Raw genomic sequence first — 22632 nt, forward strand, 5'->3', positions numbered from 1 at the left:
GGCAGTGCCGAACATGTACGGGTCATTCTAGGCTTTTCAACCTCTGGCAACAGAGGGCAAATGGGTAAATCCCGCCCCGCAGACGCGCTTTTCGGCGCATTTTCAGAACGAATGCGGCCACAGGGGCCGCTCAAGGCAAGCCAATCCAAGCAGCAGGCTTACATCTGGTTGCGGCAGTTTGTCCAGATCAAGGTCGGGGCACGTCGCAGCGGCCGTGCTTCAGACCGATACCGACCAGAAAGGTTTCCGCCGATTTGTCGCGCGAAGCCTTGGGTTTGATCGGCTTAACCACCTTGAAGGTTTCCTTGAACAGCTTGACCAGCTGGCTGTAGCCGCTGCCGTGGAACACCTTCACCACCAGCGCGCCACCCGGCTTGAGGTGGTTCTGAGCGAATTCCACGGCCAGCTCGACCAGATGCGCGATGCGCGCCGAATCGCTGGATTCCACCCCCGACAGGTTGGGCGCCATGTCCGACACCACCACGTCCACCGGCTCGCCGCCCACGGCTTGCGCCAGTTGGGCCAGCACTTCGTCTTCGCGGAAATCGCCTTGCAGAAACTGCACGCCCTCGATCGGCTCCATGGGCAGGATGTCCAGCGCAACGATGGTGCCGTTCAGCTCGCCGGCGGCTGCGCCGTCGGGCGACAGGCGGCGGCGCACGTACTGGCTCCAGGCACCAGGCGTGCTGCCCAGGTCCACCACGCGATGCCCGGGCTTGATGAGCCCCAGCGTTTCGTCGATCTCTTTGAGCTTGTACGCCGCGCGGGCGCGGTAGCCCTCGCGCTGCGCCAGCTTGACGTAGGGGTCGTTCAGGTGGTCGCTCAACCACGCCTTGTTGACCTTTTTGCTCTTGCTTTTCACCTTCATGCGCCGATTGTCGCCGCCCGCAGCCTTGGCCGCAGTAGATAATCGCGCGCATGGCGCAGATCCAACTTACCCCCACCGAACGCAAAGCGCACCGCGCCGAGGCCCACCACCTGGACCCCGTGGTCATGATTGGCGGCGATGGCCTGACCGACGCCATCCGCAAAGAAGCCGATTTGGCGCTGAACGCCCACGGTCTGATCAAGATCCGCGTGCTGGGCGACGACCGCGCCGCGCGCGAGGCCATCTACCAACAACTGGCCGACGAGCTGAACGCCGCGCCCATCCAGCACATCGGCAAGCTGCTGGTGCTGTGGCGCCCCAAGCCCGCCAAAGAGCGCGGCGCGCCCGATGAAGACCGCATGGCCGGCCCCAAGGACGTGAAGGTGCTGAAGTACAGCAAGCGCGGCGGCCAGCGGCCCGAAGTGCGCGTGGTGCGCGTGCTGGGCAACCAGCGCCTGACCACGGGTGGCAAGGTGAAAAGGTCGGCGCCCAAGCAAAAGTCGGTCAAGAAAGGCCGTTCTGATTGAGCGGCAGCGCGCTGCGATGCGGCGCCAATTACTCCTGAATTCATAGCTGCCAGCGCATGTCAGACCAGCGCCAACGCCATATTTTGTGCATGAAATGGGGCACGAAATACGGCCCCGAATACGTCGACCGCCTCTACGGCATGGTGCGGCGCCATCTGTCGGGCGACTTCAACTTCGTCTGCCTGACCGACGACGCCAAGGGCATTCGGCCCGAGGTGCAGTGCCTGCCCATCCCGCCGCTCAACCTGAACCTGAAGCCCGGCCAGCGCGACGGCGCCTGGAAGAAGCTGACCACCTTTGAGGCCGATTTGCACGGCCTGCGCGGCACCGCCATGTTCATGGATCTGGACGTGGTGGTCGTCGGCAGCCTGGACGATTTTTTCACCCAGCCGGGTGCGTTCAACATCATCCACGACTACCCGCGCTTCTGGCGTTTTGGCCAGCGCATCGTGGGCAATTCGTCCGTGTACCGGTTTGAGCTGGGGGCGCACGCCGACGTGCTGGCGTACTTCCGCGACCACATGGAAGAAGTGCAGCGCGAGTACCGCAACGAGCAGGATTTCCTCTCGCACTACCTGCACCGGCAGGGCAAGCTGAACTACTGGCCGACCGGCTGGTGCCCCAGCTTCAAATACGACTGCATCCCGACGTGGCCCACCAACTACTGGAAGCCACCCTTCGTGCCAGCGGGTGCGCGCATCGTCATCTTCCACGGCGAAGTGAATCCGCCCGACGCGCTGGCGGGCAAACGCAACAAGCGCTTTGCCCACATCCAGCCCGCCACCTGGGTGGGGCAGGCCTGGAAGGCCTAGACAAAAGCGTCGAGGGGCTGGGCCGTCAAAGTGCGACCTACAAGACAAATCGACCGCCAGCGCTTGCTGCACCTGCGCAAGCAGCTAGCTATTCAATAGCAAAACGCCGCCGCTGGCCGGTGCAAGCGCTCAGCGCGCCCGGCCCTCGCCGACGCCCAGCAGCGGCCGCCCAACCAGGCGCGTGAGGATCGCCAGCGGGCTGGACTGCGGATTCACTTCGCGCCCCGGCGGCAGGTACAGCGTCTGCTCCATCATGTACTGCCCACTCATTACGGCGTGCGTGGCCTGGTCGGAAAAGCACACCCACAGGCAGCCAGGCGGAAAAGGCATCTTCACCTGCGTGCCGTTCTTCTGATAGTCCTCGTCGAACTTCATCAGGTCGTGCAGCTGCAGCATGTAGTGGTCGTACTCGCTGCGCAGCGACTTGGTGGCCTTCACGGCGTTCAGCACCTTGGCCTGCCACAGGCTGTAGGGCTTGGCCTTGGGCAGAAAGTGGCGCGCGACCGCCTCGAACGAATCGCCCACGCGCCACACGCGCGGCACGCCCGCGGGGTTGACGTTGGCGAACACGCGCAGCAGGCGCTCGCCATAGCTGGGGCGCGACGGGAAGGCATCCACGTGCATGCGCTGGTCGTCTGCGCGCACCGACTGCACGCGCGTTTCCACCTGCCGCGGGCGAAAACTGGTGGGCGCAATGCGCGTGTGGCCGTGGTATTCGGGCAGCAGCACGTCGACCAGTTGCAGCGCCTGCTGGCGAAAGCGCGCCACCATGGCGGCCAGCAGCGCCTGCTCGGCCTGCGAGCCGCCTGCGCCCTTCAGCACGCCGTCGGCGCCCAGGCTGACGTTGCGCGCCTTGGGGCTGAGCATGTCTTCGCGCAGCAGGGCGCGCTCATCGGGCTGCACCTGAAAGCCCAGGTGCGGAAAGTACAGCAGCTTGCCCGCCTCGACCGCGGCCGTCCAATCGGGCTGGCTGTGCAGCTGCCCGATGTCGGTCGCGTCGATTTCGACGATTTGGTCGCTTTTCATGGCCTCCATCCGGTTGGCGGGCTGACGCGCCACAGCACGATGCCGGCGCACACCCACTGCACGGCGTACATCAGGGTGCCTACACTGTGCCATACGGCCAGATTTTCGCGCGCCACGATGCGCGGCGCCACGCCGTACTCCACCACCATGGCCATCAGCATGCCAAGCACTACGAAAATCGTAGCTGCCCGCGCCGGTTGCGCCTGCGCTAGGCCCGGTTTTGGCTTCAACAGCACCAGCAGCAGAGCGCCGCACACCAGCGACACCCACGTCTGCGCCGAAAACAGCCGCGCCGCCGCCTGCCCCGCCAGCGCCGCGGTAGGCAAGTAGCGGAACAACAGCGGCACCGCCATGAAGCCAATGGCACTCAGGCTGCCCCACCACAGGGCGGCGGCAAAGACGAGCGTGCGTGATCTCATGGCGTGCGCCGGGTGCTCAGATGTAGCTGACGGCGATGATTTCGTAGTGCTTCACGCCGCCGGGCGCCTGCACTTCGGCGCTGTCGCCCTCTTCCTTGCCGATCAGCGCGCGGGCGATGGGGCTGCTGATGTTGATCAGGCCGTGCTTCAGGTCGGCCTCGTCCTCACCCACGATCTGGTAGGTGACTTTCTCGCCCGATTCCTCTTCTTCCAGCTGCACGGTGGCGCCAAAAACGACCTTGCCACCCGCGTCCAGCGACGACGGATCGATCACCTGCGCGGCGGCCAGCTTGCCTTCCACTTCCTTGATGCGGCCTTCGATGAAGCCCTGGCGATCCTTGGCCGCGTCGTACTCGGCGTTTTCGCTCAAGTCACCCTGCGCGCGCGCCTCGGCAATCGCCTGGATGACCTCCGGGCGGTCCTTGGTCTTGAGGCGATGCAGTTCCGCCTTGAGTTTCTCAGCGCCGCGCGTGGTGATGGGAATGGTGGCCATTTGTCTCTAAGTCCATGCAAAAAGCGAAAACCGCCGAGCGTTTCCCCTCGGCGGTGTGTGTTGTTGATGCCATTATGCCCCGGCTTTGGGCGCTGGGGCCCTAGCCCATCAGGCAGGGGACGCGCGCGGCCGCAAGCCCCGCGCGTCGGTCCGCTTACACCAGTTGCGCGTGCATCTCCTGCACCGAGATCACACCCAGCTTGTCCATGAACTTCATGCCCTCCACCGCGGCTTCGGCGCCGGCGATGGTGGTGAAGGTGGTCAGGCGGTTCAGCAGCGAACTGGTGCGGATCTGGCGCGAGTCGGCGATGGCGTTGCGGCGCTCTTCCACGGTGTTGATGACCATGACGATTTCGCCGTTCTTGATCGCGTCGACGACGTGCGGGCGGCCTTCGGTGACCTTGTTCACCGTCTGCACCGGGATGCCCGCCGCTTCGATGGCGGCGGCCGTGCCGCGCGTGGCCACCAGCGCGAAGCCCATGGCGTGCAAATCGCGTGCAATCTGCACGGCTTGCGGCTTGTCGCTGTTCTTCACCGTCAGGAAGACCTTGCCACTGGGCGTGCCATCGGCCTTCAGCGGGCGCGGCAGGCGCTCGCCCGCACCCATCTGCGCCTTGACGTAGGCCTCGCCAAAGGTCTTGCCCACGCCCATGACTTCGCCGGTCGATTTCATCTCGGGGCCCAGGATCGTGTCGACACCCGGGAATTTCACGAACGGGAACACCGCTTCCTTCACGCTGAAGTACGGCGGGTGCACTTCGGCGCCAATGCCTTGCGCGTCCAGCGACTGGCCTGCCATGCAGCGCGCGGCCACCTTGGCCAGCTGGATGCCGGTGGCCTTGCTGACGAAGGGCACGGTGCGGCTGGCGCGGGGGTTGACTTCCAGCACGTAGATCACGTCCTGCTTGCTGCCGTCGGCCTGCGGTTTTTCCTGAATGGCGAACTGCACGTTCATCAGGCCCACCACGTTCAGGCCCTTGGCCATGGCGGCGGTCTGGCGCTTCAGCTCGTCGATGGTGGCCTGCTTCAGGTAGTACGGCGGCAGCGAGCAGCCCGAGTCGCCCGAGTGCACGCCGGCTTGCTCGATATGCTCCATCACGCCGCCGATGAACACGCGCTGGCCGTCGCAGACGGCATCGACGTCGCACTCGATGGCGTCGGACAGGAAACGGTCCAGCAGCACCGGCGAATCGTTGCTGACCTTCACCGCTTCGCGCATGTAGCGCTCCAGGTCGCGCTGTTCGTGCACGATTTCCATGGCGCGGCCGCCCAGCACGTAGCTGGGGCGCACCACCAGCGGATAGCCCAGCTCGGCGGCCTTTTCCAGCGCCTCGGCCTCGGTGCGGGCGGTGGCGTTGGGCGGCTGGCGCAGGCCCAGCTCATGCAGCAGTTTCTGGAAGCGCTCGCGGTCTTCGGCGGCGTCGATCATGTCGGGGCTGGTGCCGATGATGGGCACGCCTTCGGCCTCGAGGCCCAGCGCCAGTTTCAGCGGCGTTTGGCCGCCGTACTGCACGATCACGCCGGTGGGCTTTTCCTTGTCGACGATCTCCAGCACGTCTTCCAGCGTCAGCGGCTCGAAGTACAGGCGGTCAGACGTGTCGTAGTCGGTCGAGACGGTTTCGGGGTTGCAGTTGACCATGATGGTCTCGTAGCCATCTTCGCGCATGGCCAGCGCGGCGTGCACGCAGCAGTAGTCGAACTCGATGCCCTGGCCGATGCGGTTGGGGCCACCGCCGAGCACCATGATCTTCTTGTTGTTGGTGGGCGCGGCCTCGCATTCCACCTCGTACGTCGAATACATGTACGCGGTGTTGGTGGCGAATTCGGCGGCGCAGGTGTCCACGCGCTTGTAGACCGGGCGCACATTCAGCGCACGGCGCTGGTCGCGCACCGCCTTGTCCGTGGTCTTAAGCAGTTTGGCCAGGCGACGGTCCGAGAAGCCTTTGCGCTTGAGCGTGAGTAGCTCTTCTTTCGATAGCGTCTCCAGCGCCTTGGCGCCCTGCTGCTCGGTGTGCTGGTCCAGCTCCAGCTCGATCTTGATGATCTCCTCGATCTGCACCAAGAACCATTTGTCGATCTTGGTGATGTTGTGCACCTCGTCCAGCGACCAGCCGGCGGCGAAGGCGTCGCCCACGAACCAGATGCGGTCTGGCCCCGGCTCGCCCAGCTCTTTTTCAAGCCATTCGCGGTCCTGGGTTTTTTCGTTCATGCCATCCACGCCCACTTCCAGGCCACGCAGGGCTTTCTGGAAGGATTCCTGGAAGGTGCGGCCGATGGCCATCACCTCGCCCACGCTCTTCATCTGCGTGGTCAGGCGGTTGTCGGCGGCCGGAAACTTCTCGAACGCGAAACGCGGGATCTTGGTAACGACGTAGTCGATGCTGGGCTCGAAACTGGCTGGCGTGGCGCCGCCGGTGATGTCGTTCTTCAGTTCGTCCAGCGTGTAGCCGACAGCCAGCTTGGCGGCCACCTTGGCGATGGGAAAGCCCGTGGCCTTGGAGGCCAGCGCGGATGAACGCGACACGCGCGGGTTCATCTCGATGACGACCATGCGGCCGTCTTTGGGGTTGATCGAGAACTGCACGTTCGAGCCGCCCGTGTCCACCCCGATCTCGCGCAGCACCGCGATGCTGGCGTTGCGCATGATCTGGTATTCCTTATCGGTCAGCGTCTGCGCCGGGGCCACCGTGATCGAGTCGCCCGTGTGCACACCCATCGGGTCCAGGTTTTCAATGGAGCAGATGATGATGCAGTTGTCCGCCTTGTCGCGCACCACTTCCATCTCGTACTCTTTCCAGCCGAGCAGCGATTCTTCAATCAGCAACTCGTTGGTGGGCGAGGCTTCCAGGCCGCGCTTGCAGATGGTCTCGAACTCTTCCGGGTTGTAGGCGATGCCGCCGCCGGTGCCGCCCAGGGTGAAGCTGGGGCGGATCACGGTGGGAAAGCCCACGTGCTTTTGCACGCCCCAGGCTTCGTCCATGCTGTGCGCAATGCCCGAGCGTGCCGAGCCCAGGCCGATCTTGGTCATCGCCTCTTTGAACTTCAGTCGGTCTTCGGCCTTGTCGATGGCCTCAGGCGTGGCGCCGATCAGCTCAACGTTGTACTTGGCCAGCACGCCGTTGCGCCACAAATCGAGCGCGCAGTTCAGCGCCGTCTGGCCACCCATGGTGGGCAGGATGGCGTCGGGCCGCTCCTTGGCGATGATCTTCTCGACCGTCGGCCAGGTGATGGGCTCGATGTAGGTGACGTCGGCCGTGGCCGGGTCGGTCATGATCGTCGCGGGGTTGCTGTTGATCAGGATGACCTTGTAGCCTTCTTCGCGCAGCGCCTTGCAGGCCTGCACGCCGGAATAGTCGAACTCGCACGCCTGGCCAATCACGATGGGGCCGGCGCCAATGATGAGGATGGATTTCAGATCAGAACGTTTGGGCATGGCTTGGGGTCAATACAAAAGCTTGACCGGAATGTGGCAACGCAGAAATGCGTCGGTCAGAAAGTTCACTGTCAGGGCGCGCGCAATGTCCTTGCCGCGCTCGTCGTCCGCCGAAGGCGATCCGCCCGCCAGCCGGGACAGGCCCGTGGCCTGGCGCAGATCGGCGAAGCGCGCGTCGGTGGCGAACTGCGCCAGCGCCCGCATTTCACCCTCGCTGGCGGGGCGCGTGGATGCAGGGGCTTTCAACCCGGCCCCGGCACGCATGGCCTGGCCGATCAGGCGGGCAGCGCCGCCTTCCAGAACGGCGATGTCTGCCGTCAGCGTGGCAGGATGCGCGTCGGCGTAGTCGAGTGCCAACTGGAGCTGCGCCGCCTGCACCTGGCCGGGGGCCAACGCCTGGCGCATGCACCCCAGCTGGGCGGGGCTGACCAGCGCGGCCTTTTCGGCCAAGGGCCAGCGCGGGTCGCGCGCGGCGGCTTCACCCATCATGTCGGCGACGGGCAGCAACTCGACATAGGCGCTGGCAAACCGGTCGCGGGGCGCGGCGGTTTCGGCCACGGGCAGGCGAGCGCAGCCGGCCAGCAAGGCCAGCGCGCCAAAGACCACCAGGGCCAAGCACCACGCCATGGAGTCGCTCACGCAGGCATTCCAGGCTTGTCAAAAATGGCTGCTGGGGAGATGTTGCAGCGCTCGAACGCGCTCAGCAGCGGTGCCGCCATCAGCGATTGCCCCAGGCGAAAGCCGCGCTGGCGCGATTCTTGGCGACTGCTGGCACTGGTGATGCCATCCAGCCGCAGGGCTTGGCGCAGTTCGGCGTATTGGGGGTTTTCAGTCAAGGTGACGAAAGACCGAAGCTGCGCGGCGGTCAATTCGGCCATCAAGCGGCTGGCGTCCACCTTGGCGCCGCCCGTGCCCTCTCGCACGCCGGCGCGCATCAGCATGCCGGTGGTTTCGGCCGCGCCGGCTTCCAGCAGCTGGATCGACTCTTCCACGCGATCAGGGTAGCGCCGGGCAAAGGCCTGCGCGTTGCCGATCACGGTGGCGTCCACCTTGTCGGCCGTCAGTTCACCGCGAGTGCAGGCCAGCTGCGCGGGCGTGAACTTGCCGGCGTGCTGCTGCATGGGCCACTGCGGGTCAAGCTGGGCCACGCGCTCGGCAATCCAGCCGATCGGCATGGTCTGCACGAACAGTGCGCCCAGGCGCTGCACGCGCGCCGGGTCGGCTGCCTTGGCGGCGCCATTGCTGGCGCAACCTGCCGCGCCCAGCGCCAGGAAGGCGCCGGCCACGCCGGCAGCCAGGCAGCGCCGCAACCAGCCCGCTTGGCGCGCATTAGGCATGGCGATCCTCATCCAGCTTGCGCAGCAGGGCCTGCACGCGCTCGGGCGGCATGTTTTTCTGCATCAGCTGCAGCAGGCCGTCGCCGTCGATCAGCGGGCGCAGCACTTCGGCTTCGGCGTCGTAGAACTTCACCGTCCAGCCGGCCAGCTCGCTGTTGAATTCTTCGTCGGTCCAGGTCTTGCCCTTGGCCAGCAGCGTGATCAGCGGCATGGCCTTGTGTTCCATGAAGGATTTCTTGTAGGGCTTTTGCGACCAGCGCTCAGCGAACCAATCCTTGTGCGGCGGCACCAGCGTCAGCATGCGCTTGGCAATGGCTTTTTCCAGCGGAGCCTGCGGAAAGCTGTACAACTTCATGCGGCAACCACTCCCTTTTTTGTAGCTGCCGGCGCACTACCAGCCTGCGCTGCAGCCATATCTTTTATGAAACGGTCAAACAGGTAGCCAATGTCGTGGGGGCCGGGCGAGGCCTCAGGGTGCCCCTGAAAGCAGAACGCCGGCTTCCCGATCACTTCCAGGCCTTGCAGCGTGCCGTCGAACAGGCTGATGTGCGTGGCGCGCAGCGTGGCGGGCAGCGAATCCATCGCCACCGCAAAGCCGTGGTTCTGGCTGGTGATGCTGACGCGGCCTGTGTCCAGGTCTTTCACCGGGTGGTTGGCGCCGTGGTGGCTGTTGGCCATCTTGAACGTCTTGGCACCCGCGGCCAGGGCCATGATCTGGTGGCCCAGGCAGATGCCGAAGGTGGGCATGCCGCTGGCGATGATCTCGCGCGCGGCGTTGATCGCGTAGTCGCACGGCTCGGGGTCGCCGGGGCCATTGGACAGGAACACGCCGTCTGGCCGCATGGCCAGTACCTCGGCGGCGGAAGTCTGCGCGGGCACCACGGTCAAGTCGCAACCGCGTTCGGCCAGCATGCGCAGGATGTTGTACTTGGCGCCGAAGTCGTACGCCACCACCTTGAAGCGGGGCGCGTCCTGGCGGCCATAGCCTTCGCCCAGGCGCCATTCGGTCTGCGTCCAGGGGTAGGCTTCGGTGGTGCTGACCACCTTGGCCAGATCCAGCCCGCTCATGGGCGGCGTGGCGCGCGCGGCGGCCAAGGCGGTGTCGACGGCGGCTTGATCGGGCGCCTGGCCCTCGGCCAACGCCAGAATCGCGCCGTTTTGCGCCCCCTTGTCGCGCAGCAGGCGCGTGAGCTGGCGCGTGTCGATGCCGGCAATGGCCACGCAACCAGCTCGCTGCAGGTATTCGCTCAGGCTGGCGTCGCTGCGGAAGTTGCTGGCCAGCAGCGGCAGATCGCGCACGATCAGGCCGGCGGCAAACACCTGGGCAGACTCGACGTCCTCGCCATTGGTGCCGTAGCTGCCGATGTGGGGGTAAGTCAGGGTGACCAGCTGCTGGCAGTAGCTGGGGTCGGTCAGGATTTCCTGGTAGCCGGTGATCGAGGTGTTGAACACCACTTCGCCGACCGTTTGGCCGGCAGCACCAATGGACTGACCGATGAAGACCGTGCCATCGGCAAGGGCCAGGATGGCGGCGGGGTGTTTCCCGCTCAAGGTGGAAAGCACGGGATACTCCGTTGGTTGACGGTCGCCCACACTTGCCTGGCCACGCAGCGCGCCGCGTGGCTCGTCTCAATTGAATGTTGGACTTGACTGCGGTCGGGCGACGCGGTTTCGAGAAAAGCCGCTGATTATACCTTGCACCCTCGCCCCGCGTGGGGCCTGCCGCGCGCCTCAGGCCATTCGCGATGTGGCGCTGGCGTGCAGGCAAATCGCCGCCGCAGCGCCTACGTTCAGCGACTCCTCGCCGCCCGGCTGGGCGATGCGCACGGCCATCGCCGCGCGCTGGGCCAAAGCGGCATCCACGCCCTGCCCTTCGTGCCCCATCACCCACGCGCACGGCCAGGGCAGGCGCGCGCGGTGCAGCCATTCGCCCTCGTGCGAGCTGGTCACTACCAAGGGCACCTGCAGCGCGGCCAGCGCGGCCACGTCCAGGCCTTCAACCAGGCGCAGGCCGAAATGCGCGCCCATGCCCGCGCGCAGCACCTTGGGCGACCACAGCTGCGCCGTGCCCTTGATCGCCAGCACCTGCGCGAAGCCAAACGCGCCCGCGCTGCGCAGGATGGAGCCGACGTTGCCCGCGTCTTGCAGGCGGTCGAGCACGACGGTGGGCAGGTCGGCCTGCAGCGCGTGGCCCGCTGGCAGATCGAGCACGAAAGCCATCGGCGCGGGCGATTCCAGGCCGCTGATGCCGGCCATCAGCCCATCTTCGATTACTATGTTTTTAGGAGCTGCTTGCGCAATTGCAGCGGGCGCTGCAGGCCAATATGATTCAGAAAACACAGCCAACGCCGGGCGCCACCCGCGCGCCAGGGCGGCACGGCAGAGGTGATCCCCCTCGATCCACACGCGGCCCTGCTTGCGGTAGGCGCCGTTGTCCTGCGCCAGGCGCCGCAGGTCTTTCAGCAGCGCGTTGTCGCGCGATCGGATGACGACGGGGCCGGTTTCACTCATGCCGATGCCGCCTCGGGTTGCAACGCGCCCTGGCTGGCCAGCAGGGCAGCCGCCACGGGGCCGAAGGTGCGCCGGTGGTGCACACACGCGCCGTGTTCGCGCAAGGCCTGCATGTGCGCGCGCGTGCCGTAGCCCTTGTGCGCAGCAAAGCCGTACTGCGGCCACTGCAAGTCGATTGCGGCGCACCAGCGGTCGCGGTGCACCTTGGCCAGGATGGAGGCGGCCGATATCTCGGCCACCGTGGCGTCGCCACCCACCACCGCTTCGGCCCGCACTGCCAGCACCGGCAAGCGGTTGCCGTCCACCCGCACCAGCGCGGGCGGCAGGCGCAGGCCCTCCACGGCGCGGCGCATGGCCAGCAGCGTGGCTTGCAGGATGTTGATGGTGTCGATCTCTGCCACCGAAGCCTCGGCGATGGAGCAGCACAGCGCCTTGGCGCAAATCTCGTCGTACAGCCGCTCACGCCGAAGCGCGGTCAGCGTTTTGGAATCGGCCAAGCCGGCGATGGGCTTGCGCGGGTCCAGGATCACGGCCGCCGCGACCACCGGCCCGGCCAGCGGGCCGCGCCCGGCCTCGTCCACGCCGGCGCACAGGCCGGACGGTTTCCAGTCCAGCGCGGACTGTTCAGCGTGCAAGAAGCGTTTCGATCGCATTGGTAGCGAGTTGGGCGGTGGGGCGGCGCAGTTCGGCGTGCAGATCGGCAAAGCGCGCCGTGGTGGCCGCCATTTTCTCAGGCGCGCGCAGCCAGTCCAGCACGGCCGTGGCCAGCGCACGCGGCGTGGCGGCGTCCTGCACCAGTTCGGGCACGACGAAGGGCGCGCCCGGCCGGTCGGCCCATTCGCGCGGCGCCACGGCGGCAGGCCGATCCAGCCATTCGCGCGGGGCGCACAGGATGTTGGGCAGGCCCACCCAGGGCAGCTGACGCTTGCGCCACATCAGCCGGTAGCTGAGCGCGGGCATGGCGTAGGCGATCACCATGGGTTTATGGAACAGCGCGGCCTCCAGCGTGGCGGTGCCGCTGGCGATCAGGGTCACGTCGCAGGCCGCGAGCGCGGCGTGCGACTGGCCCGCCACCACGTGCACCGCGTCGCCCAGGCCGCTGGCGCCGGCCAGCTGCCGCACCTTGGGCAGCAGGTAAGGCACCGTGGGCACTACAAATTGTGTAGCTGGATGCACTTGTCGGATAAGCGCTGCAGCCTGAAAGAATCTTGACGCAAGGTGATCTACCTCGGCATTGCGGCTGCCGGGCAGCAGCGCGACCAGCGGCCCATCGGCGCGCAGGCCCAGCGCAGCGCGCGCGGCTGCGGCGTCGGCCTGCATCGGAATGGCCTGCGCCAAGGGGTGACCGACGTAGGTGGCGGCAATGCCGGCGCGGTGCAGCAGTTCGGGCTCGAAGGGGAACAGGCACAGCACGTGGTCGGCCGCGCGCCGCAGCTTGATCAGCTTTTCTGGCCGCCAGGCCCAGAAGGATGGGCTGACGAAGTGCAGGGTCTTGAGGCCACCTTGCTTGAGGCGCGCTTCCAGGTCGAAATTGAAATCGGGCGCGTCCACGCCGATGAACAGGTCCGGCCGCTCGGCCAGCAGGCGATCACCCAGCTGGCGGCGCAGGCGCAGCAGCTCGGGCAGGCGCGGCAGCACTTCGAGATAGCCACGCACCGACAGCTTCTCGACCGGCCACCAGGCGTTGAACCCCTGCGCCACCATGTGAGCGCCGCCTATCCCGGCCGCATCCAGACCAGGCCATCGCGCCTTGAGGTGCGCCAGAAGGTGCCCGGCGAGCAGGTCGCCGGAAGGTTCGCCGGCCACCATCGCCAAGCTCGGTGACGCCCCAGCGGCGGCGCCGGTCTGCGTGATCACGGGCGGCTGGGCGCGGCGTCGGCGCTGGCTTTCGCTTCGGCCAGCGCCTTTTCAATGACGGACTTCATCTGCGGCAGCACCGTCTGCATGCGGCGCATGGCCAACTCGGTGGATTGCTGCATGACGGCCGGCATTTTGTCGAGCACCGATTGGCCGACGGATGAGCGGTAGAACGCGATCTGCCCCGCCACTTCTTCTTCAGTGAAGTTATCGCGGTAGACCTGCACCATGTCTTTTTCTACTGCCGGCCAGTCCATCGCCTTGCTGATCAGCTCAGACACGCGGGCGGGCACCACGCGCGTCACGGCGTCGCGCTGCGCGGGGGTCAGCTTTTCCTGCGCCAGCATGCTGCCCATGGTGTCGCGCATTTGCTGCTCCAGGTTGGCGCTCGCTGCCGTCATCATCGACTCGGCCCGGCTGATCTTGAGCAGCTCTTGCGCAGCGGCTTCGGACGCGGGCTCGGCGTGCGCGGCCAGAGCGCCCGACAGGGCGAAAGCAACGCCCACGCGGCGCACCAAGATACGGGTGTTCATCTATCTTCTCCAGCTAGCGGCACCAGCGGCCACTTGGTCAACGCACGATACCGCGAGAGGCCTGCGCCAGAAAGGTTTGCATCAGCGCGATATCGGTGTCGGCCTCGGGCACTTCACCGCGCAGCGCATCGATCTGCTGGCGTGCGGCATCCAGCGTCAGGCCCTTGCGGTACAGCAGCCGGTACATCTGCTTGACCAGCGCAATCCGCTCGCTGCTGTAGCCACGGCGGCGCAAGCCCTCGGCGTTGATGCTCTGCGCTTCCGAAGGGTTGCCGCCCGCGGTGACGAAGGGCGGCACATCTTGCGCCAGTCGCGACTGGAAGGCCGTCATCGCGTGCGCTCCCACGCGCACGAACTGGTGCACGCCCGTCAGCCCGCCCAGAAAGACCCAGTCGCCCAAATGCACGTGCCCGGCCAGTTGCACCGAGTTGGCCAGGATGATGTGGTCGCCCAGCTGGCAATCGTGCGCAATGTGCACGTAGGCCATGATCCAGTTGTCGCTGCCGATGCGGGTGACGCCCGCATCCTGCACGGTGCCGGTGTTGACGGTGACGAACTCGCGGAAGGTGTTGCCGTCGCCAATTTCCAGCCGCGTGGGCTCGCCAGCGTATTTCTTGTCTTGCGGTGGCGCGCCGATGCTGGCGAACTGCAGAATGCGGTTGCTGCGCCCGATGGTGGTGTGGCCTTCCACCACGCAGTGCGGGCCGATTTCGGTGGCGGCGCCCACGCGCACATGCGGGCCGATGATCGAATACGCACCCACCACCACGCCTTCGGCCAATTCGGCCGCAGGGTCAACCAATGCGGTGGGGTGGATCTGGGTCAAGCGCCAGCCCTTTCAACCTTCAAGGCGGGCCGGCGCGCGGCGGCGCTCAGAAGGCTGAAGAAGTCCGTCACGCGAACGCGCAAGAAGACGCGCGGCACGTCAGAAGACACGGCAGCTTGGCAATCCGGCAGCGTCATACCACCTTGCGCATCGTGCACATGATCGCCGCTTCGACCGCGACCTCGTCATCGACCGTGGCCTTGCAGTTGTAGCGGTAGATGCCGCCGCGCACGCGCTCTAAAGCCGAATGCATGATGAGCTGGTCGCCCGGCTCAACGGGGCGCTTGAAACGCGCGCCGTCCACGCCGACAAAGTAAAAGACCGATTCGTCGTCCAGCGACAGGCCGGTGACTTCGAACGACAGCAGCGCGCAGGCCTGGGCCAGCGCCTCCAGCATCAAAACGCCCGGGAAAACCGGGCGCTTGGGAAAATGCCCGGTGAAACAAGGCTCGTTCACCGTCACGTTCTTGAGCGCGCGGATGGTCTTGGCCTCAAGGTCGATATCCAACACGCGATCGACCAGCAAAAACGGGTAGCGGTGCGGCAGCTTGGTCAGGATGTGGTGGATGTCCATCATGGCAGTATGCTCACTATTTGATAGCTGCCAGCGCTTGTCGCACAAGCGCTGGAGCCCATTATTCTTCGGAATCGGCCATGAGCCGCTCGAGTTGCCGAACGCGTTCGCGCAGGCGGTGCAGCTGCCTCAGGGTGGCGGCGTTCTTTTCCCACTCGCCATTGTCATCGATGGGGAAGAAGCCGGTGTAGTGGCCCGGCTTGGTGATCGAGCGCGACACCAATGACCCGGCCGACACATGCACATGGTCGGCAATGCTCAGGTGCCCGGCGATCATGCCCGCGCCGCCCACGGTGCAATAGGCGCCGATGCGCGCGCTGCCCGCCACGCCCACGCAGCCGGCCATCGCCGTGTGCTTGCCAATGTGCGTGTTGTGGCCTATCTGGATCAGGTTGTCGAGCTTGACGCCGTCTTCGATCACGGTGTCGTCCAACGCGCCGCGGTCCACGCAGGTGTTGGCGCCGATCTCCACGTCGTCCCCGATGCGCACCGCGCCCAGCTGCTCGATCTTGATCCAGGCGCCGTCTTGCGATGCAAAGCCGAAGCCGTCGCCGCCGATCACCGCACCGCTTTGCACCAGGCAGCGGGCGCCCAGCACGCAGTCTTCGCCAATGGTCACGCGCTCTTTGATGACCGTGTCGGCACCAATACGGGCGCCACGACCCACGAAGCTGAGCGCGCCGACAACGGCGGTGGGATGTACGAAGGCACCCTCTTCCACCACCGCGCTGGGATGAATGCGCGAACGCGGCGCAACGTGGTGAAGGCGGCGCCACAGTTGGGTAACGCGCGCGAAGTACAGGTGCGGATCGTCGCAGACGATGCAGTCGCCGCGGCTGCGGGCGGCCTCCGCCATGGCGGGCCCCACGATGACGCAGCCAGCCTGCGTGTTGGCCAGCTGCTGGGCCAGACGCGGGTTGACAAGGTAGCTCAGCTCGGTCGGCTGAGCGGTTTCCAGCGGCGCCAGTCGGGTGATCTGACGGTCCGGATCACCAAACAGCTCTCCGCCGAGCGACTGAACAATGGCACCGGCTCGCAAGGTCACGTCAGGAATTCAGCAGTAGGAATCTCGGGGCGCGCGCTGCAAAAAAGGTAGCACGCGCGCTCACTCACTTGGCGCCGTTGAGCGCCTTGATCACCTTGTCGGTGATATCGAGCTTGGGATTGACGTACACCGCCTCTTGCAGGATGACGTCGTACTTTTCAGCCTCGGCGACCTGTTTGACGATACGGTTGGCGCGGTCAAGAATCTGCTGGAGCTCTTCCTGTTTGCGCGAATTCAGGTCTTCCTGGAATTCACGGCGCTTGCGCTGAAACTCGCGGTCTTGATCCATCAGTTGGCGCTGGCGCGTTTGGCGCTGGCTTTCCGACATGGTGGTCGATTCGCGCTCAAAGCGATCGGAAGCGGTTTTCAGTGCGCTGCCGGCGTCGTCGATCTCTTTTTCGCGACGTGAGAACTCTTGCTCCAGCTTGGTCTGCGCGGTGCGAGAGGAGTTGGCTTCACGCAGCATGCGGTCGGTGTTGACGAAACCGATGCGCGCGAAATCTTGCGCAACGGCCTGCGTGCTCAGCACTGCGGCGCCCGTGACCACCAGCGCCATCAGCCCATGAGAAAAATACTGCTTCAAAACGAAGTCCCGATCTGGAATTGGAAACGTTGAATTCTATCGCCGGGGCGCTTGCGCAGCGGCACTGCAAAGGCAAACCGCAGCGGGCCCAGGGGCGAGATCCAGCTGAACCCGATACCGGTTGAGTAACGCAATGCGTCGCCGGTGATCTTCTCACCGTCGCCGTACAGCGCGCCCACGTCGACGAAGCCGAACAGGCGCAAGGTGCGATCGTTGCCGGCACCGGGGAACGGGGTAATGAACTCGGTGTTCAGGGTGAACTTGCGCGTACCGCCGATAAAAGCGCCCGTCACGTCGCGCGGGCCGAGCGTGGACTGCTCATAGCCGCGCACCGACCCCAGGCCACCCGAATAGAAGTTCTTGAAGACCGGGAACGGGCGACCGCCCAAACCTTTGCCCCAGCCCGCTTCGGCATTGAATGCGAGCGTGTACAGCTTGCCCAGAGGGATGTATTGCTGGTACTGGTAGTTCGCCTTGACGTAGCGCGCGTCGCCGACCAGGCCCAATTCACCCAGCAAGCGCTGATAGCGGCCATCGGTAGGCGCCAATGCGCTGTCGCGAGAATCGCGCGACCAGCCCAATGTGAAGGGGAAGGATGTACTGGTGTAGCCAAAACGGTTGGCGTAGGCCAGATACGAGGCCGGAATGTTCGTACCCGGCTTGATGCGCGTGCGCTCGGCGTTCATGCCCAAGTACACGGTGTCGATTTCGGTAACGGGCACACCGAACTTCAGGCCAGCACCCATGGTGACCAGGGTGTAGTTACCACCCTGATCCTGGTACGGCTTCTGGGTCTTGTAGTACAGATCGACCGTGCGCGACACACCGTTGGCCGTGAAATACGGGTCGGTCGTGCTGACCACCACGGTGCGGTTGAACTTGCCCGTATTGAGCTGCAGATCCAGCCGGTTGCCCGAGCCAAACACGTTTTCCTGCGCCAGGCCAAAGGTGAACGACAGCTTCTCTGCCGACGAATAGCCTGCGCCGATGGAGATGTTGCCCGTCGGCTTTTCCTTGACTTCGATATTCAGATCGACCTGATCAGGCGCGCCCGGCACTTCGGCCGAGGTCACGGACAGTTCGGTGAAATACCCCAGGCGATCCACCCGATCGCGCGACAGGCGAATGCGGTCGGCGTCGTACCAGGACGATTCGTACTGGCGGAACTCGCGGCGGATCACTTCGTCGCGGGTGCGAGCGTTGCCCTGCACGTTGATGCGGCGCACATAGGCGCGCCGCCCCGGATCCGACTTGATCACCATCGCCACACGGTTGGTCGAACGATCCACCTGCGGCAGCGCTTCCACCTGGGCGAACGCATAACCGTAGTTGCCAAAGTATTCGGTGAACGCCTTGGTGGTTTCTGCCACCTGATCGGCGTTGTACGCCTCACCCGGCTTGATGGTGATGAGCGATTTGAACTCGTCGTCCTTGTCAAGGTAATTGCCTTCGAGCGAGACGCCGGTCACGACAAAGCGGTCACCTTCAGTGACGTTGACGGTGACCGAGATGGATTCCTTGTCGGGCGACATGGCCACCTGGGTGGAATCGATCTTGAAATCGAGGTAGCCACGCGCCAGGTAGAAGGAGCGCAGCGCCTCCAGATCGGCATTCAACTTGGTGCGCGAATACTGGTCGGATTTCGTATACCAAGACAGCCAGCCACCTGAATCCAGCTCGAAGAGGCCCTTGAGCTGCTTTTCAGAAAAGGCGTGGTTGCCGAGGATCTCGATGTCATTGATACGCGCAGCGCGGCCTTCGGTGATGTTGAAGGTCAGGCGAACCTGGTTGCGCTCCATGGGGGTGACGGTGGTCACCACCTCGGCGCCGTAAAGGCTCTTGTTGATGTACTGGCGCTTGAGCTCTTGCTCGATCCGGTCGATCAGCGCGCGGTCGTAAGGCCGCCCAGACGACAGCCCCGCGTCGCGCAGCACACCTTGCAGGATGTCGTTGCTGAATTCCTTGTTGCCAGCGAAATCCACGGCAGCGACGGTAGGACGCTCCTGCACGTTGACCACGAGCACGTCGCCCTGCACGTCGAGGCGCACGTCGGTGAACAAGCCCAGGCCGAACAGCGAACGGATGGCCGCGGCGCCTTTTTCATCGTTGTAGGTTTCGCCCACACGTACCGGCAGAGACGCGAACACGGTGCCCGGCTCGACGCGCTGCAGGCCCTCGATACGGATGTCGCGCACGGTGAAAGGGTCAACCGCCCAGGCCATTTGCGATGCAAGGGCCAGCGTGACCAACGAGGTCACAGAGCGCAGGCGGAATCGTTGAGCGATTGACTTCATGAATGCAGAGTTTGAGGTGACCTGCGGGTCACAGATGTTCTAGCCTAGGCGCTGGGTGATGTCGTTGAACATCGCAATGGCCATCATGGACAGCAGCAAAAACATGCCCACGTATTGGAGCCGTTCGAGCCATTTGCCTTCTACCGCCTTGCCCGTGACCGCCTCCCAAAGATAATACATCAGGTGCCCCCCATCGAGGACGGGCACGGGCAGCAGGTTCAGCACGCCCAGGCTGACGCTGATGAAGGCCAAAAAGCCAAGGTAATACGTCAAACCCAGCGCGGCAGACTTGCCCGCGTAGTCGGCAATCGCAATGGGGCCGCTCAGGTTCTTGAGCGACAAATCACCCGTCACCATGCGGCCCAACAGGCGCAACGACAGCGTGGAAACCTCCCAGACGCGCACCGCGCCAGACCACAGGCCCTCAATGGGACCCTGGCGGACGGTGACCATGGCCGGCGCAGATCCCACGAAGGCGCCCACGCGGCCGATGCGGCCGCCCTTGTCGTCCACGGCGTCCGGGCGCACTTGAACGGTCATGGGACGACCGTCGCGGACGATCTGCCAGGCCAGTTCGGCCGGCGCACCATCGCGGGCGGAGGCGCGAATCCACTCGCGCAGCTGCTGGCCGTCCGCCACGGCGGTATCGCCCACGCGAACGACACGGTCGCCTTCGCGAAGACCGGCGCGCGCCGCTGCGCCGCCCGCCATCACCTCGCCCAGGACAGGTTCGGTCAGCGGCGAGACGATGCCGATGGCGCGAAACAGTTGAGCGTCAGGGTCTTTGTGGGCCAGCGAAGACAGCGGCAGGCGCACTTCGCGCGACGTGCCGTTGTCGCCGCGTACCACCTCCAGCTGAACGTCCTGCGCATTCAAAGCACCGCGGGTCAGTACCCAGCGCAGGGTCTCGAACGAGGCCACCGGCTCCAAATCATCGCCGGCCAGCGCGGCGCTGCGCACAAGATCACCGCCTTGCAGCCCGGCACTTTGCGCGAGTGACCCGGCCACCGGCGGTGACAACAGCGCGCGCGGCTCATCCACGCCCACCCAGTTGACCACTGCGTAAAGCAGCACCGCCAAAATCAAATTGGCGACCGGCCCAGCGGCCACGATGAGCGCGCGTGTTGAAAGCGGCTGGGTGTTGAACGCCATGGGGCGATCCGCCTCAGGCACTTCTCCTTCGCGCTCGTCCAGCATCTTGACGTAGCCGCCAAAAGGGATGGCGCCAATGACGAATTCCGTGTCCTGTCCCTGGCGCTGCTTCTTGGGCTTGAAGCGCGCAATGGTCTTGCCAAAGCCCACCGAAAAGCGCAGCACCTTGACACCCCGGGCCACCGCCATGCGGTAGTGTCCCCATTCGTGGATGGCGATAAGCACGCCCAAGGCCACGACAAAAGCCAGCAAAGTCATCAGCATGGCACTAGGTTCCGTCGTCGCGGTGAAAGTTCAAGGCGCCAGGGCGCCAACCACCAACAATGCCGCAGCGCGCGCCTGCGCGTCCAGCGCCAGCAACGCTTCCAGGCTGTCGGGCGCATCCGGCCGCACGGTATCCAGCGTGGCACGGTTGACGTGGTGAATCTGGTCAAAGCGGATTCGCCGGTCCAGAAAGGCGGCCACCGCCACCTCGTTGGCCGCGTTCAACACGGCGCAGCTGCCTGAGGGCCCACGAAGCGCCTCCCACGCCAGGCCAAGGCACGGAAACCGCGCCAAGTCGGGTGCCTCGAACGTCATGGCGGCAATCCGCGCGAAATCGAGCCGCGGCGTGCCACTCTCGACGCGCTCCGGCCAGGACAGCCCATAGGCGATGGGCACGCGCATATCGGGCGTGCCCAGTTGGGCGATGACCGATGCGTCGTGAAACTGCACCATGGAGTGGATGATCTGCTGCGGGTGAATCACGACCTCGATCTGCTCGGGCGCCACGCCGAAGAGGTACTTGGCCTCAATGACCTCCAGCCCCTTGTTCATCATCGTGGCCGAATCCACCGAGATCTTGCGCCCCATCGCGAAATTGGGGTGCGCGCAGGCCTGATCGGGTGTGACATCGCGCAGCGTGGCCGGATCGCGCGTGCGAAACGGCCCGCCGGACGAGGTCAGCATGATCTTCTCAATGCGCCGCCCCCAGGTGGCCGGATCGTCGGGCAGCGACTGGAACACGGCTGAGTGTTCGCTGTCGATGGGCAGCAGCGTGGCGCCGCCGTCGCGCACGGCCCGCAAGAACACATCGCCGCCAACCACCAATGCCTCTTTGTTGGCGAGCAGCAAGCGCTTGCCGGCGCGTGCCGCCGCCAGGCAGGAAGCCAGTCCTGCAGCACCGACGATGGCGGCCATGACAGCATCCACCTCGTCGGAAGACGCTATATCTTCAATAGCTGCCTGCGCTGATTCCACCTGCGTTGGAAGGCCTTTTTGCTTAATTTTCTGCGCTAGCTCTTGCGCGTGCGGCTCGCTGGCCATCGCTGCGACGCGGGGCCGAAAGCGCTCGCACTGCGCCAGCATCAGATCGACCTGGGTCGCGGCAGTGAGTGCCACCACCTCGAACCGATCAGGGTGGCGCGCCAGAACGTCCAGCGTATTGGTGCCAATCGAGCCGGTCGATCCCAGCACGGCCACGCGCTGCTTGCTCACGCCCCACCTCCTGCAACACTGACCAGCATCATCGCCAGCGGCAACGTGGGCAGCATGGCGTCGATCCGGTCGAGCACGCCGCCATGGCCAGGCAGCAACTGGCTGGAATCCTTCATACCCGCGCTGCGCTTGACGAGCGACTCGATCAAGTCGCCCACCACGCTCATCGCAGACAGAAACAAGCACGCCAAGACCAGCAACCAAGGGCCAACGCCGTTGAGGCGCGTAAACAGGCTCGCGGAACCGGTGGCCCAACGCTGGTCAACGCCGATCCAGACAAAGCCGACGATCAACACGCCCAGCATGCCACCCCAAACACCTTCCCAGCTTTTGCCAGGGCTGATGGTGGGCGCGAGCTTGCGCCCCGCCGACAACTTGCCGCCCAGCGCACGGCCAAAGAAATAGGCAAACACGTCGGCGGCCCAGACCAGCATGAACAAGGAGAGCAAGAAGTTGACGCCGAGCGTGCGCGCCTGCGCCATGGCCAGCCAGGCCACGCACAACGCGGTCACGCCAACGAACCAACGCAGGCCGCGCGGCAGCTTGGGCCAGCCAGAGACACCCCCGCGAATCAGCCACGCACCGCCCACGACCCAAGCGGCTGCGGATGCCAACCAGAGCCCGGGCAAGGGGCGATCCACGGCGCCCAGCCCCCACAACGCCAGGCACAGCGCGCCGCACACGGCACCTGTGGCCAACGCGGCGGCGCCGGTGACACCATTCAAGCGTGCCCATTCCCAACCGGCGGCCGCGATCATCGCCACCGACAGCGCAATGAAAGGCACGGGCGAGGCGGCGAAAAGCGCCGGCAGCAGAATGGCCAGCAGTACCAGGGCGGTGATGACACGTTGACGCAGCATGTCGGT

The 22632-nt window shown here is 65.3% G+C and carries 23 protein-coding genes; 2 read left to right on the plus strand and 21 right to left on the minus strand.

Going from position 1 to position 22632, the window contains the following annotated elements:
- Window positions 1-187 precede the first annotated feature (187 nt).
- Window positions 188-868: an RlmE family RNA methyltransferase gene (locus C6570_RS13950; protein WP_106703762.1), complete on the minus strand. Its 681-nt coding sequence runs from the start codon at window positions 866-868 to the stop codon at window positions 188-190.
- Window positions 869-918: 50 nt separating this feature from the next.
- On the opposite strand from C6570_RS13950, the gene C6570_RS13955 reads away from it, so the two are divergent.
- Both C6570_RS13955 and C6570_RS13960 read left to right on the plus strand, forming a co-directional pair.
- Window positions 919-1395, plus strand: a complete 477-nt coding sequence (locus tag C6570_RS13955; protein ID WP_106703763.1) for a YhbY family RNA-binding protein — start codon at window positions 919-921, stop codon at window positions 1393-1395.
- Between the two features lie 89 nt (window positions 1396-1484).
- Window positions 1485-2207, plus strand: a complete 723-nt coding sequence (locus C6570_RS13960) for a glycosyltransferase (protein WP_106703764.1) — start codon at window positions 1485-1487, stop codon at window positions 2205-2207.
- Window positions 2208-2336: 129 nt separating this feature from the next.
- Here the strand turns inward: C6570_RS13960 and kdoO are convergent, their stop codons facing one another.
- The 20 genes from kdoO to C6570_RS14060 all read right to left on the minus strand — a co-directional run bounded on the left by kdoO (window position 2337) and on the right by C6570_RS14060 (window position 22626).
- Window positions 2337-3233: a Kdo hydroxylase KdoO gene (gene kdoO, locus C6570_RS13965; protein WP_106704708.1), complete on the minus strand. Its 897-nt coding sequence runs from the start codon at window positions 3231-3233 to the stop codon at window positions 2337-2339.
- Entirely contained in the window at window positions 3230-3652 is a 423-nt protein-coding gene (locus C6570_RS13970; protein ID WP_106703765.1) for a DUF4149 domain-containing protein, read from the minus strand. Before C6570_RS13970 ends, kdoO begins: the two co-directional genes overlap by 4 nt.
- A 16-nt stretch (window positions 3653-3668) precedes the next feature.
- The gene (gene greA / locus C6570_RS13975; protein ID WP_106703766.1) at window positions 3669-4145 is read right to left on the minus strand and encodes a transcription elongation factor GreA; all 477 of its coding nucleotides are present in this window, start codon (window positions 4143-4145) and stop codon (window positions 3669-3671) included.
- Window positions 4146-4299: 154 nt separating this feature from the next.
- Window positions 4300-7578: a carbamoyl-phosphate synthase large subunit gene (gene carB / locus C6570_RS13980; RefSeq protein WP_106703767.1), complete on the minus strand. Its 3279-nt coding sequence runs from the start codon at window positions 7576-7578 to the stop codon at window positions 4300-4302.
- Window positions 7579-7587: 9 nt separating this feature from the next.
- Window positions 7588-8217 (minus strand): hypothetical protein, encoded by a 630-nt coding sequence (locus tag C6570_RS13985; protein WP_123812269.1) that lies wholly within the window; start codon window positions 8215-8217, stop codon window positions 7588-7590.
- Complete coding sequence (locus C6570_RS13990; RefSeq protein ID WP_123812270.1) at window positions 8214-8915, minus strand: hypothetical protein; 702 nt, start codon at window positions 8913-8915, stop codon at window positions 8214-8216. The genes C6570_RS13985 and C6570_RS13990 overlap by 4 nt, the downstream gene beginning before the upstream one ends.
- Complete coding sequence (locus C6570_RS13995) at window positions 8908-9270, minus strand: hypothetical protein (RefSeq protein ID WP_106703770.1); 363 nt, start codon at window positions 9268-9270, stop codon at window positions 8908-8910. Before C6570_RS13995 ends, C6570_RS13990 begins: the two co-directional genes overlap by 8 nt.
- Window positions 9267-10478 (minus strand): glutamine-hydrolyzing carbamoyl-phosphate synthase small subunit, encoded by a 1212-nt coding sequence (gene carA / locus C6570_RS14000; protein ID WP_106703771.1) that lies wholly within the window; start codon window positions 10476-10478, stop codon window positions 9267-9269. Before carA ends, C6570_RS13995 begins: the two co-directional genes overlap by 4 nt.
- A 168-nt stretch (window positions 10479-10646) precedes the next feature.
- A complete protein-coding gene (locus C6570_RS14005; RefSeq protein WP_106703772.1) occupies window positions 10647-11426 on the minus strand; it encodes a TrmH family RNA methyltransferase in 780 nt (259 codons plus the stop codon).
- The gene (gene rnhB / locus C6570_RS14010; protein ID WP_106703773.1) at window positions 11423-12079 is read right to left on the minus strand and encodes a ribonuclease HII; all 657 of its coding nucleotides are present in this window, start codon (window positions 12077-12079) and stop codon (window positions 11423-11425) included. Before rnhB ends, C6570_RS14005 begins: the two co-directional genes overlap by 4 nt.
- Window positions 12051-13235 (minus strand): lipid-A-disaccharide synthase, encoded by a 1185-nt coding sequence (gene lpxB / locus C6570_RS14015; protein WP_106703774.1) that lies wholly within the window; start codon window positions 13233-13235, stop codon window positions 12051-12053. Before lpxB ends, rnhB begins: the two co-directional genes overlap by 29 nt.
- A 44-nt stretch (window positions 13236-13279) precedes the next feature.
- Window positions 13280-13816 (minus strand): DUF2059 domain-containing protein, encoded by a 537-nt coding sequence (locus C6570_RS14020; protein ID WP_106703775.1) that lies wholly within the window; start codon window positions 13814-13816, stop codon window positions 13280-13282.
- Between the two features lie 37 nt (window positions 13817-13853).
- Window positions 13854-14642 carry an acyl-ACP--UDP-N-acetylglucosamine O-acyltransferase gene (gene lpxA / locus C6570_RS14025; protein ID WP_106703776.1) on the minus strand — a complete coding sequence of 263 codons (789 nt, stop codon included), beginning with the start codon at window positions 14640-14642 and terminating at the stop codon, window positions 13854-13856.
- A 133-nt stretch (window positions 14643-14775) separates the two neighbouring features.
- Window positions 14776-15219: a 3-hydroxyacyl-ACP dehydratase FabZ gene (gene fabZ / locus C6570_RS14030; protein WP_106703777.1), complete on the minus strand. Its 444-nt coding sequence runs from the start codon at window positions 15217-15219 to the stop codon at window positions 14776-14778.
- Window positions 15220-15277: 58 nt separating this feature from the next.
- Window positions 15278-16261, minus strand: a complete 984-nt coding sequence (gene lpxD / locus C6570_RS14035) for a UDP-3-O-(3-hydroxymyristoyl)glucosamine N-acyltransferase (RefSeq protein WP_106703778.1) — start codon at window positions 16259-16261, stop codon at window positions 15278-15280.
- A gap of 64 nt (window positions 16262-16325) precedes the next feature.
- On the minus strand, window positions 16326-16844 hold the full coding sequence (locus C6570_RS14040) for an OmpH/Skp family outer membrane protein (protein ID WP_425437887.1): 519 nt from the start codon (window positions 16842-16844) through the stop codon (window positions 16326-16328).
- Window positions 16841-19138: an outer membrane protein assembly factor BamA gene (bamA, locus tag C6570_RS14045; protein ID WP_106703779.1), complete on the minus strand. Its 2298-nt coding sequence runs from the start codon at window positions 19136-19138 to the stop codon at window positions 16841-16843. Before bamA ends, C6570_RS14040 begins: the two co-directional genes overlap by 4 nt.
- A gap of 39 nt (window positions 19139-19177) precedes the next feature.
- Window positions 19178-20554 (minus strand): RIP metalloprotease RseP, encoded by a 1377-nt coding sequence (gene rseP / locus C6570_RS14050; protein WP_106703780.1) that lies wholly within the window; start codon window positions 20552-20554, stop codon window positions 19178-19180.
- A 30-nt stretch (window positions 20555-20584) separates the two neighbouring features.
- Window positions 20585-21766: a 1-deoxy-D-xylulose-5-phosphate reductoisomerase gene (gene ispC, locus C6570_RS14055; protein ID WP_106703781.1), complete on the minus strand. Its 1182-nt coding sequence runs from the start codon at window positions 21764-21766 to the stop codon at window positions 20585-20587.
- Window positions 21763-22626 carry a phosphatidate cytidylyltransferase gene (locus C6570_RS14060; protein WP_106703782.1) on the minus strand — a complete coding sequence of 288 codons (864 nt, stop codon included), beginning with the start codon at window positions 22624-22626 and terminating at the stop codon, window positions 21763-21765. Before C6570_RS14060 ends, ispC begins: the two co-directional genes overlap by 4 nt.
- Window positions 22627-22632: the final 6 nt, after the last annotated feature.

Source organism: Ottowia oryzae, from assembly GCF_003008535.1.
GTDB lineage: Bacteria > Pseudomonadota > Gammaproteobacteria > Burkholderiales > Burkholderiaceae_C > Ottowia > Ottowia oryzae.

Excerpts from the sequence above, each read along its gene's own strand:
- C6570_RS13970 (WP_106703765.1), bottom strand. The coding sequence starts at position 3,652 with ATGAGATCACGCACGCTCGTCTTTGCCGCCGCCCTGTGGTGGGGCAGC.
- C6570_RS13950 (WP_106703762.1), bottom strand. The coding sequence starts at position 868 with ATGAAGGTGAAAAGCAAGAGCAAAAAGGTCAACAAGGCGTGGTTGAGC.
- rnhB (WP_106703773.1), bottom strand. The coding sequence starts at position 12,079 with ATGCGATCGAAACGCTTCTTGCACGCTGAACAGTCCGCGCTGGACTGG.
- C6570_RS13990 (WP_123812270.1), bottom strand. The coding sequence starts at position 8,915 with ATGCCTAATGCGCGCCAAGCGGGCTGGTTGCGGCGCTGCCTGGCTGCC.
- C6570_RS13960 (WP_106703764.1), top strand. The coding sequence starts at position 1,485 with ATGAAATGGGGCACGAAATACGGCCCCGAATACGTCGACCGCCTCTAC.
- kdoO (WP_106704708.1), bottom strand. The coding sequence starts at position 3,233 with ATGAAAAGCGACCAAATCGTCGAAATCGACGCGACCGACATCGGGCAG.
- C6570_RS14060 (WP_106703782.1), bottom strand. The coding sequence starts at position 22,626 with ATGCTGCGTCAACGTGTCATCACCGCCCTGGTACTGCTGGCCATTCTG.
- C6570_RS14005 (WP_106703772.1), bottom strand. The coding sequence starts at position 11,426 with ATGAGTGAAACCGGCCCCGTCGTCATCCGATCGCGCGACAACGCGCTG.
- greA (WP_106703766.1), bottom strand. The coding sequence starts at position 4,145 with ATGGCCACCATTCCCATCACCACGCGCGGCGCTGAGAAACTCAAGGCG.
- rseP (WP_106703780.1), bottom strand. The coding sequence starts at position 20,554 with ATGCTGATGACTTTGCTGGCTTTTGTCGTGGCCTTGGGCGTGCTTATC.
- lpxB (WP_106703774.1), bottom strand. The coding sequence starts at position 13,235 with ATGGTGGCCGGCGAACCTTCCGGCGACCTGCTCGCCGGGCACCTTCTG.
- carB (WP_106703767.1), bottom strand. The coding sequence starts at position 7,578 with ATGCCCAAACGTTCTGATCTGAAATCCATCCTCATCATTGGCGCCGGC.
- C6570_RS13995 (WP_106703770.1), bottom strand. The coding sequence starts at position 9,270 with ATGAAGTTGTACAGCTTTCCGCAGGCTCCGCTGGAAAAAGCCATTGCC.
- bamA (WP_106703779.1), bottom strand. The coding sequence starts at position 19,138 with ATGAAGTCAATCGCTCAACGATTCCGCCTGCGCTCTGTGACCTCGTTG.
- fabZ (WP_106703777.1), bottom strand. The coding sequence starts at position 15,219 with ATGATGGACATCCACCACATCCTGACCAAGCTGCCGCACCGCTACCCG.
- C6570_RS14020 (WP_106703775.1), bottom strand. The coding sequence starts at position 13,816 with ATGAACACCCGTATCTTGGTGCGCCGCGTGGGCGTTGCTTTCGCCCTG.
- C6570_RS13955 (WP_106703763.1), top strand. The coding sequence starts at position 919 with ATGGCGCAGATCCAACTTACCCCCACCGAACGCAAAGCGCACCGCGCC.